Origin of the sequence: Actinobaculum sp. oral taxon 183 str. F0552 (genome assembly GCF_000466165.1) — a bacterium.
GTDB lineage: Bacteria > Actinomycetota > Actinomycetes > Actinomycetales > Actinomycetaceae > Peptidiphaga.
In genome coordinates this window covers 31,640-38,995 of record NZ_KE951412.1, presented here as the reverse complement: position 1 = coordinate 38,995, position 7,356 = coordinate 31,640, and the positions used below count along the sequence as shown (strand labels likewise).

The following is a 7,356-nucleotide window of genomic DNA, read 5'->3' as shown; positions in this document are numbered from 1 at the left end:
CGGAGGCGACGAGTCGGCCGTGTTCGAGGACGTGGATGAGGTCGGCGTCCATGATGGTGGAGAGTCGGTGTGCGACGACGAGGACGGTGTGGTTGCCGCGGAGGTTTGTCAGGACGTCGCCGATTTGGCGTTCGTTGTGGGAGTCGAGGTTGGCGGTGGCTTCGTCGAAGAGGAGGATTTTCCTGCCGGAGAGCAGGGAGCGGGCGATGGCCAGGCGTTGGCGCTCCCCGCCCGACAGGCCCGCCCCCGACTCCCCGACCACGGCGTCCAGACCCTTCGGCGATCGGGAAGCGAGATAGTCCAGTTTGACCATCGCCAAAGCCTGGAGACATGAGCTGTCATCGGCGTCCGGGGTGCCTAGGGTGAGGTTTTGGCGGAGGGTTCCGCTCAGGACGGGTGAGTCCTGTTCGACGTATCCCAGGTGGCGGCGTAGGTCTTCTCGCGAGTAGTCGCGGATGTCCTTGCCGAAGACGCGGACGGCTCCGCCGTCCACGTCGTAGAACCTCTCCACCAGTTGCAGGACCGTGCTCTTGCCCGCACCCGACGGCCCCACAATCGCCACACGCCGCCCCTCGGGCACCGTCAGGTTCAATCCGTGGAGAACCAGCGAGTCGGGATCGTCTTCGAGGCCGGTCCCGAATTCTCGTGCGCCGTAGGTGAAGTAGACGTCCTCGAATTCAATGGCGGGGGCGCGCGATCTCCTCCTCCTGAGCGCAGGGGCGCTCAGATTCAGCGTGGCTTGGGGGAGCAGATTGACCACGTCCACTTCGTCTTCCTGCGGCAGGTCGAAGATCTCGTTGACGCGCTCGAGGGAGGCGAGGGAAGCTCGCAGCTCGGAGACCGCGGCCATCATCTGGCCTAGAGGCGAGAGGAGGATGAAGAGCAGGGAGCCGAACTGGACCAGGCCCGCCATGGACAGCGCCCCCGTAGTGACCCGATGGGCGCCCGCGAGGATCACGATGATGGCGGAGAACTGAAGGCCGACGTTGGCGATCGGAGCGACGACGGACTCGGCCTTGGCGACTTTCAGGCAGGCCTGCCAGGTGGTCTCGACCTGTTCGTCCAGGCTGGCCGATTCGGAGGCGGTGGCGTTGGCGGCCCGGATCGTGCGGATGGCCGTCATGTCGCGCTCGACACGAGATGTCAACTCGCCCAACTCGTGCTGGGCCGCCAAACTGGTCCCCTGGATAACCCGGCTCACGACGGCGATCAACAGACCCATGAGGGCGATGAGCATGAGGGCCGTTCCCAGCAGGACGGGGTCGATGACGAGCATGATGACTCCGGCGCCCAGAATGAGCGGGATGCCGGTGGTGCCGGCCAGGAAGACTTGGAGGAAGCCCGTCCGCAGGCGCGAGGTGTCGCTGGCCACCCTGCTGATCAAGTCGCCTGTTTTTCGCTCGTCGTACTCCTTGATCTGCAGGCGCAGGAGGTGCCTGCTGAGCTTCCTCCTGGCGTCGTTGACGATCGACTCGCCCACCTTCTGCAGATAGTAGTGCTGGAACACCGTGGCCACGCCGGACGCCAGAATCAACCCCAGGAAAGCGCCGATCATCCCCATTCCGGGGAACTTGAACGTGCCGGAACTGAAGAGCCGGGAGATGAAGCTGGGGATGGCGAGCGTCAACCCCGAGCTGACGATGGCGAGCAGCCCGACTCCGACGAGGAGACGCCCCCTGCCCTTCGCCAGTCTGAACAGGTCGCGAGGGCCGGCGGGCGCCGTCGCGGGGACGTCTATGGTCTCGTCGCGATTCGAGTCCGCATCCGCTGACTCGTCCGCTGAGACGGCGGTGTCGCCGTTGGCGCGTATCTCGATGCTTTTGGTGTACTCGCGCAGCTCGGCGAATTCTGTGACGGGAGTCCCGCCGACTTCGACCCAGGCGTGGCCGCGGAAGGGCTCGACGGCGAAGCCGCTGCACCAAGTGATCGACCGCCGCCGCAGCTTGGCGGCCCGGGCCACGGAGATCGACCGCAGAAGGCACCCTTCCTGACTTCGGGCCCGCCCGCTGACGAAGCATACCGCCGCCCGGTCCTTGCGAGCCGACTCGATGTCGGTGACGGGGTATTTGGCGGCCCATCGCCCGATGACCCGCTCGATGCGCTCGGGTTTCGATTTGGCCAGGCGATTGGACATGAGCACGGCCGCCCGCGCCCGCATCCGATCCCGGAAACTGGTCTGAGCGAGCTGCTCGGGGAAGAGCTGGATCGTCATTCGACGACTCCGAGGTCCTTCACTTGAAGGAGGAAATTCGTGACGTCTTCGGTCGCGGTCTGCGGAGTGACCTCGTATGCGGCCACGATGCGGTTCACGATCGATGCGAAATCCTCGCCTTCGGCGAGGGCCCGGACGATCAGGAGCCCCAACTCGTTGACCTGGTAGTACTCGCCCCGACGGGCGTCGAACAGGACGGTCCCCTGCTCGCCCTCGATCACCGACACACTGGGAGAGAGCTTCAGGCCCTCCACCCCTCCGGTGTTCTTCTTCCTAGAGAACATTTCGAACCCACCTTTCGACGGCTGAGAATCTTTGCAGTTCGAACAGGAACTCGCTGGAGAGCAGCTTCATCGAGAATCTGGTCTTCAGCTTCTTCGGATCGACGAGGCCCAGGTCGGCGAGGGCCCCGCCCGCGAGATCCCTCAACAGCCGCCCTCTGTCCCGTTGGATGGCGCTGTAACTTTCGCTCGTGTACTCGCCTTTCGTCGTCCGGGCGAAGATCTCCCGCGGCATGAAGCCGCGCATGGCCTTGTAGAGCATCGGCTTGTTGAGGAACGGATGCTCGCGCATGCGCATCGGCAGGGCCAGCGCGGCGCGGATGACCCGCGGATCGAGGAACGGCGACGTCCACGTGGTTCGCGACTCGGGGAACATGTCGTTGAGCTGCCGAGTGATGTTCGCCTGGCCGAGCAGCGACTCGAGAGCCTGGTGGACGGTCCGATCCCGATTCAGCGGCTGAATGCCGCCCGGATCGAAGGGAAGGTCGAGGCTCAACCCCTTCGCCTCCTCCGACATGCACGAGGGGAAGGAGACGGCTCCCGCCGTCCAGGCGAGCTGATCGTCGGGGGTCTTGCCGTCCGCGGCGAGATCGCGAAGGCACTGCTCGAGGTGTTCGCCGTAACCGGTCCGGTTCGCGAGCGAGGGGATCCCCCGGCGCAGGGGGATCCGGTAGTTGAGGCAGTACCGGATGGCCATCCGGGGCGAGCTCAAAGGCAGCTCGCGCACCAGGGACCAGGCGAGCGCGGGCAGGGCAGAGAACAGCTCGTCTCCCCCCAAGCCCGTGAACTGTATGCGGGCATGCCTGTTGCGGCGGCGTGCTAGGGAACGGACGTACCCTTCGGTGTCGCTCCAGTTGATCGGAGTCTCGGGGACGTTCCCGTAGGCGTAGGGTGAGGTCGCGTCGTATGCGAAACTGGTCGATCCGATCGAAGGGTATTCGATCAGGGGGAGGTGCAGGTCGTTGACGATTCGCTCGGCCCATCTGTCGTCGAGATTCCACTTCGAGTGCGCGCGGGCGCGGGTGACGTTGAAACCCCGATGCAGGGCTCGGAGCATGTAGGCGTTGGCCGCCGAATCGACGCCCCCCGAGATGTCGCAGGTGACGGCGGCGCTACTCCGGATCCGGTAGTGGACGGCTTCCATCAGCGATTTGCGCAGCTGTGCGATTCCCTCCTCGATCGCTTCGTCGTCCGCAATGGGATCGATCCGGGGTGCGACCGGGATGAGATGCGCTGCGAAGTTCTGATCGACGTGCAGCATTTCGAAAGGGGCCGCCGCATGCACTCCGCTCCACGGGGACAGCCTCATGGAGATGCCCAACGGCAGGGTGCCGATCAACGTCGCGGCGAGGGAATTGCGATTGAGCCTCGGGCCGACGGCCCCCGCGATCGATCTGGCCGACGTCGACAGAAGAACGATGTCGTCGTCGATCGCCCAGTAGAGCCGCTGCCCCGACCACGCGGGAACGAAGGCGATCAGTCCGCTTCCGTCGGCCAGCGTTATGACGCCGGGGCGGTCAGTCTGCACGAGGTCTTCGACCGCCTGGCGTGAGGGCGGTGCGCTGCGCAGTTCGGTGAGCACATGGTTCTTCGGCGTTTCGATGATCGTCGTCCCCGCGCGCGTCCTCACGCGCGGCTCGCCTCCCACGACTCGCCATATGAGATCGGGAGGATGCGAATGCCCGGTCGAAGCGAAAGAGCCCACCTGAACGCCTGTCACTGCGGAATCTCCTGTCGTGAGCGGAGTTTTCTGTCGGGGGTGAGGGACGAAATGCTCCGCCCCTCACCGCCGCCCGCATCGACGATTCAAAAGCGAATCCGTCTAGGAATCGAAAACAATCGGTGTTGAATGGATCAGAAGTGGGAGGAGGAGCCCGCCCCTCGCCACCGCAAGCCGAACCAATCGCGTACGGAGCCGTAGAAGGCTCCACGCGTGGTCTTGTGGTAGTCGGCGATTTTTTCGATTGCAGGTGCAATGTATATTCTCATCGAAATTTCTTTCTTTGTGTGAGGAGTGTGATTCGTGAGTTGAATGGATGTGCGAGGCTAGAAGTTGCGAGATGAAAAACCGTTTGACAGTTGCATCGATGGTTTTTCGATTAGGGGGATCGGCTATGCTTCTAGCCTCGCACACGGCGACTCTACTGGCCGACGGCTTGCCCCTTCAATGAAACCGTTCGGGAACGATTCACCATTGGCGGGTCGGCCGCCCATTGGTAATGCCTGCTGGAATCCGCGTGAAAACGCGGAAAGGCTTGAGCTGGGAGCCGCCGTCTGAGCGGTCCAAGGAAGCCGCCCGCTTCCCCTCAGCCTTTTGAATCCCTCCAGCCTCCCGAATGGTTGCGAAGGGGACGGGCGTCAGCGTACGTCGCGCGAGTTGAAGAGATGGCCGGCGGGGATCACGAGGGCGAGGACCCATGCCAGCAGGACGAGCGTTCCCACGGTTGAATCGACGACGTTCTTAGCCTCCGGCACGAAGACCGCGAAGGTGGCTTGGTCGGGCAGGAAGCGCGCCGCCGGGAGGAAGGCCGCGAAAGCCTGGGACAGCCCGAGGGTCAATGGAATGAGCACCGCGCCCGGAAGCACGGGGGAGCGGCCGAGGATCGCCAAAGCCGCCCCGACGAAGGACATCCCCGCCCAGGAGAACACGGCCAGCAGGCTACTGCGCGGGCCGGGCAGACCGAACTCGCCGGCCGATACGCGCAGAGCCAGGCTCCCGATCGCCATGGAGCCCACCGCCGCGCCCACGACGACGGTGGCCAAGGCCGTGAGTTTGACCGAGAGCAGACGCAGTCTCTGCGGGCTGCACAGAAGGCTGGTGCGCAGGCTTGAGCTCTCGTATTCCTGCCCGACCGCCCCCATCGCGATGAGGACGGCGAAGATCTGGCCCAATTGGAGGGCGCGGAGGAGCCCTTCCGGGGCAGTCAGAGCCACGGCCACGGTCGGGACGCAGACGAACGAGCCCACGGCGCCCAGGAGGACGAGGGGGTGGGTTACGGCTTTGCGGAGTTCGGATGCGTACAGTGCCACGGCTACCGGGCTCCTGCGTCCCGCCGAGAGAAGACCAGCCACCCGGCGCCGAGGCAGAGGACGAGCCAGACGACCAGAGCCGTGGCGGTCCCCGGTGTGCCGGCTGTGCACGCCTTGCTCGGGATGGCGGCCAGGCACTTCCCCGAGATCAACGGCAGGTAGGCGCTGCCGCTCCAGCGGTCGACCAGCATGTTGCCGAGTCCTATGGCCAGGGGAGCGAAGACGAGGACCGGCGGCAGCCAACTCCGGCTCGCGAGGGCGATGCTGTAGGACATGAGACCCAGAACGGTCCAGTGGAGCGTCGTCAGGAAGATGATCCTCCACGTATCGGATGTGAGGGAGAAGGGATCGATGCCGCCGCTGTCGCGCACGGCGAATTGCATCGCTGCGATGTTCGCGTAGATCGAGAGGAAGCTGGCAGAGAGGATATAGGAGACCGCGCTGAAGTACTTACTCAGGAGGATCCGGGGTCGCCTGTTGACCGCGAGAAGCGTGGTGCGCAGCTCTCCCGTCCGGTAGTCTGCGGCTCCAAGGAGCGCGGCGTAGACGAGGACGACTACCTCCCCGAAGGGAAGCACGTCGAAGCCGAGGTATGCCGGGGGGTCTATGGGCCCGGCGAGCTCCGGATGGGTCTGGGGGGTCGCATCGAGGCCGATCTTCGCGAATTGGGCGCCCTGTATGTAGGCGGACAGTGGCTGCGCAAGAAGGAGGAGCGCCGTGGCCGTGATGAGTGTCTTGCCCGGTCCCATCTTCTGGAATTCGAATCGGGCGGCTCTCAGAAGGCTCCTCATGCCGCACCCTCCGTCAGTTCGAAGAAGAGGTCTTCCAGGGAGGCGATCCTCTCCGTGGCTTCCTTGAGGGGGGCGTCCAAGAGGATGCTGCCCTTGGCGATGACGACGACGCGATCCGCCACGGCCTGGACTTCGGAGAGGATGTGACTGGAGAGGAGGACCGTGCGCCCCTGGGCGGCCTGGTGCTTCACGAACTTCCTGAACCACCGGATTCCCCCGGGGTCGAGCCCGTTGGTCGGCTCGTCGAGCACGAGGAACTGCGGTTTGCCCAGAAGGGCCGCGGCCAGGCCCAGGCGTTGGCCTTCGCCGAGGGAGAGCGTGCCCAGACGCGCCCGACGCTTTTCCGTGAGGCCGGTCTGCTCCAGCACTTCCGAGATCCGGGTGTGGGCGATCCCGTTGCTCTCGGCGACGATCGTCAGGTGCGACGCCACTGACCGCGCCTTGTTGCCCGCCAGGCCGTCGAAGAGGGCTCCGACGCGGGTAAGCGGATTGGAGATGTCCCGATACCGCTCGGCGCCGAAACGGGCTGTACCGCTGTCCGCCCGGTCCAAGCCGAGGAGGATCCTGAGAGTGGAGCTCTTGCCGGCGCCGTTCGGGCCCAGAAAGGCAGTCACCTCGCCCGGACGGGCCGCGAAGCCGACCCCATGCAGGACCTCGCTGCCATAGTGGCTCTTCCTGAGGCCTTCTATAGTGATGGCATTGCTGTATTCAGATCTATTCTCCATGATTCTCCTTTTCCAGCACAGTAAAAGGATATTTACTATGCCAATGCAGAATCATAAATCAGATGCTGTTCTTTAGCAAGATTCCGGTAAATCGTCGACATCTCGACTAGTTGGTGGTGTTGTCCGGAGGCGACGAGTCGGCCGTGTTCGAGGACGTGGATGAGGTCGGCGTCCATGATGGTGGAGAGTCGGTGTGCGACGACGAGGACGGTGTGGTTGCCGCGGAGGTTTGTCAGGACGTCGCCGATTTGGCGTTCGTTGTGGGAGTCGAGGTTGGCGGTGGCTTCGTCGAAGAGGAGGATTTTCCTGCCGGAGAG

The 7,356-nt window shown here is 64.4% G+C and carries 7 protein-coding genes and 1 pseudogene; all 8 read right to left on the bottom strand.

Going from position 1 to position 7,356, the window contains the following annotated elements; translation table 11 throughout:
* The coding region (locus HMPREF0043_RS02575) for a lasso peptide biosynthesis B2 protein (RefSeq protein WP_021601282.1) at positions 1 to 2,212 on the bottom strand (2,212 nt) is incomplete at its 3' end.
* Positions 2,209 to 2,496: a lasso peptide biosynthesis PqqD family chaperone gene (locus HMPREF0043_RS02570; RefSeq protein WP_021601281.1), complete on the bottom strand. Its 288-nt coding sequence runs from the start codon at positions 2,494 to 2,496 to the stop codon at positions 2,209 to 2,211. The genes HMPREF0043_RS02575 and HMPREF0043_RS02570, both read right to left, overlap by 4 nt.
* Positions 2,486 to 4,213, bottom strand: coding sequence for an asparagine synthase-related protein (locus HMPREF0043_RS02565; RefSeq protein WP_040317686.1), 1,728 nt, complete (start codon positions 4,211 to 4,213; stop codon positions 2,486 to 2,488). Before HMPREF0043_RS02565 ends, HMPREF0043_RS02570 begins: the two co-directional genes overlap by 11 nt.
* A 134-nt stretch (positions 4,214 to 4,347) precedes the next feature.
* Positions 4,348 to 4,482 carry a hypothetical protein gene (locus HMPREF0043_RS11845; protein WP_021601279.1) on the bottom strand — a complete coding sequence of 45 codons (135 nt, stop codon included), beginning with the start codon at positions 4,480 to 4,482 and terminating at the stop codon, positions 4,348 to 4,350.
* Positions 4,483 to 4,851: 369 nt separating this feature from the next.
* Positions 4,852 to 5,523, bottom strand: a complete 672-nt coding sequence (locus HMPREF0043_RS02560) for an ABC transporter permease (RefSeq protein WP_021601278.1) — start codon at positions 5,521 to 5,523, stop codon at positions 4,852 to 4,854.
* A gap of 2 nt (positions 5,524 to 5,525) precedes the next feature.
* The gene (locus tag HMPREF0043_RS02555; protein ID WP_021601277.1) at positions 5,526 to 6,314 is read right to left on the bottom strand and encodes an ABC transporter permease; all 789 of its coding nucleotides are present in this window, start codon (positions 6,312 to 6,314) and stop codon (positions 5,526 to 5,528) included.
* Positions 6,311 to 7,039, bottom strand: a complete 729-nt coding sequence (locus HMPREF0043_RS02550; protein ID WP_021601276.1) for an ABC transporter ATP-binding protein — start codon at positions 7,037 to 7,039, stop codon at positions 6,311 to 6,313. Before HMPREF0043_RS02550 ends, HMPREF0043_RS02555 begins: the two co-directional genes overlap by 4 nt.
* 35 nt (positions 7,040 to 7,074) lie before the next feature.
* Positions 7,075 to 7,356: pseudogene (locus HMPREF0043_RS11390) on the bottom strand (multidrug ABC transporter permease); the annotation flags it as partial.

Bases quoted from the DNA above. Each gene is read 5' to 3' on its own strand.
- HMPREF0043_RS02570 (WP_021601281.1), bottom strand. From the start codon at position 2,496: ATGTTCTCTAGGAAGAAGAACACCGGAGGGGTGGAGGGCCTGAAGCTC.
- HMPREF0043_RS11845 (WP_021601279.1), bottom strand. From the start codon at position 4,482: ATGAGAATATACATTGCACCTGCAATCGAAAAAATCGCCGACTACCAC.
- HMPREF0043_RS02555 (WP_021601277.1), bottom strand. From the start codon at position 6,314: ATGAGGAGCCTTCTGAGAGCCGCCCGATTCGAATTCCAGAAGATGGGA.
- HMPREF0043_RS02550 (WP_021601276.1), bottom strand. From the start codon at position 7,039: ATGGAGAATAGATCTGAATACAGCAATGCCATCACTATAGAAGGCCTC.